We start from the raw sequence: 2634 nt of genomic DNA on the forward strand, positions 1-2634 counted from the left end.
AATAGTATAATATGGATATAGTATACTTCTGTATTTCTGTAAGTATGGAAAGTATATATAATCCATATTTATGTAAATACAGAAAGTAGGTATTAACCATATTTTACCACTAATACTCAAGTAATATTAAGAAAATGCTATAAATCAATTGCTCCATATATATCAAGCTATTGAAAAACACTATTTTCTTCAAATTTGCTTTTTTTTAATAAAATTCATGAAATTTAATAAAATTTATCGTTATTTTTTAAATTTAATAAATCTCACAAATCTGTAAACACCAACTGATAATGCGCAGATGAAAACTACTATAATCCCCATCATAACATAACTCATGATACCAGCATTAGCCATTCCGCTTCCAAAGGTAAATGAGCCTATATGTTTATATTCTGGAGCTACAGGAATGTCTTTTCCAGAAACAAGGGTGCTGTTGAGATAGATATCATCAATATATGGTGAGTTATCAACGCCTACATATGCTCCGTCTTCATTGGAAACATAGATGTTTATGGTGTTATTTTCAGGTGAAAAATCAACATCATATGTAACTATTTCCCTTCTATCATCACCATATTGGTCTGTTCTTGCCAGTTCAACCATATCATGGATTGTATCGTTGCTTTGAAGTGATAGATTTCCGGATCTTGATAAGGAATAGTTGTTTGGTATGGAAATATATTGGCCGGGTTCAAGTTTTCCGGTTTTTAACTTATCGACATTGGCAAAACCGTAATTACCGTTCGGTGCCTTAATGATAAAATGTCCTCTTCCAAATGGCTTTTTAATTTCCTGAATCTGAGATAATGTGTCTTCTGAAATTGAATAGTCATCAGTTATCAATTTAGCTGCAATTTCATCAATCTTTTGGTTTTCTTCGCCGTCATCAATTCCGCCTTGGCCTATAACCCAACCATTTTCGGTAATTATGACGTGCATGAAATAGCCACCTTCTTCCTTATATTGCTTTATGGCAGGTATTCCGTGCCAGTCAATCTGTTCTATGTGAACATCGGCATCATTGGGGGAATCTCGCCTGTGTGTGATTACTGTGTCGTTATTTTCCAATTGCAGCACTATAGAACAGCATCCAAAATCACCATCTGCAGTGCTGTCGGTTGGCACAACTGCATTTGTAACACTATTTTCATAATCCAAGGCAGAATACGTGCCTAATGAGGATAAAAATACTAAACCTATTATCAATATCAAAAATTTTTTACTGAATCTCATATAAATCAATATTAAAGTTTAATTAATATTAGTTTATATGAGATAGTATTTAAATTAATTTGTTTACCTTGAAAACCTCATATTATTGGCTTTCAGTTTCTGTTTCATCTGTTCACGGTCAATATGAATATATTTGTCTGTAGTCTGAGAGTTTGAATGTCCGGCTATTGACTGAACTTCAGCCACTGTGAGGATTTCAGCGTAATGGGAGAGTGCAGTGTGTCTTAATATGTGAACGCTGACATTTTTGGTGTAATTTACAGGACAGTCAATTTCTTCTGCAGAAATTCTCTCATCACATTCACGTGCATGTTTTTTGATGATGTCCTGAACTGCACGTTTGCCTATTCTTTCACCTTTAAGATTTGTGAATAGTTCTTCACGTGTTTTTTCTTCATCCGCTTTTTTTCGCTGAATTACAGGCCTGTAGACATTATGAGTGTTTTTCCTAAGTTTTGTGATACGATCATACATCATATCATTCAGACTGGCCAATGTATCATAAGTTATGAATGTTGTACGGTCCTTAAGCTCACCTTTGGTTGTTTCGGCACGTAAATAGACATCAATGAAGTCGTTAGTGTCATTTGGCATTACATAAAATCCATCATCATCTATAGGAACCTGAATATCGCTTTTGTTTAGCAGCACCAGTTCCTTGAGCCTCATGCCGGAATCAATGAATGTCCTGCAAATCGCATAATCCCGTTTGTTACCGCCCTGTTCGATTGTATCTAAAAAGAAATTGGATTGCGGCCAAGTTAAAGAGATTTTCTCAATTCTCTTTTTTGCAGTTTCAGGATCTTCGGCCTTTACTTCGATGATATCCTTCATTTTGATGGTTTCGTGGTTGATTTCTTCCTGAACATCTTCTGAGTTGATGAATTCCAGAATGTTCATCATATATGTCTTGACAGTGGTCCTTTTGTTTCCTCTTTGCTTAAGACAATGTCTACGATAATGTCTCAATTGTTTTTTGACATTGCCACTGTTAAGCTCATCTATTCCTTCATTTTCAAGATATTCAATAAATTTGGATATGTTAAATGTTTGTTTTTTGATAGTTTCTTCAGTTAAGTTCTTTACCTCTTGCTTTTCCTCTAAGTATTCATCTAGGTAGTCTGTTAGCTCATCAACTTCAATCATAAGCTTTTCATCTCCTAAATTTTTATACCTAACCCTTGTCTATACCTTTGTATTTTTGAGTATATAAAGACTTCGTATCTTTTCTTTTTTAACGTATATTATTACATAAAATATACGTTCTCTTTATATATAAAATTTGGTCAATTTGGCATTTCATTTGGAAATGTTGCAAGTGAAGTAATACATATACATCAAGTGGTTTCAAAATGGTAATTTCTTCAAATTTTGGATTTGTAATAAAAAATTAAGATAAAA

2 protein-coding genes are annotated in these 2634 nt (G+C 33.4%); both read right to left on the bottom strand.

Annotation, left to right across the window (positions count from 1 at the left end; genetic code table 11):
- Positions 1–240 precede the first annotated feature (240 nt).
- Positions 241–1233 carry a hypothetical protein gene (locus tag ACKI2P_RS06380; protein ID WP_407376071.1) on the bottom strand — a complete coding sequence of 331 codons (993 nt, stop codon included), beginning with the start codon at positions 1231–1233 and terminating at the stop codon, positions 241–243.
- 63 nt (positions 1234–1296) lie between these two features.
- Positions 1297–2379 carry a tyrosine-type recombinase/integrase gene (locus ACKI2P_RS06385; RefSeq protein ID WP_407376073.1) on the bottom strand — a complete coding sequence of 361 codons (1083 nt, stop codon included), beginning with the start codon at positions 2377–2379 and terminating at the stop codon, positions 1297–1299.
- Between the last annotated feature and the right edge of the window lie 255 nt (positions 2380–2634).

It is taken from the genome of Methanobrevibacter sp., assembly GCF_045541095.1.
Lineage (GTDB): Archaea > Methanobacteriota > Methanobacteria > Methanobacteriales > Methanobacteriaceae > Methanocatella.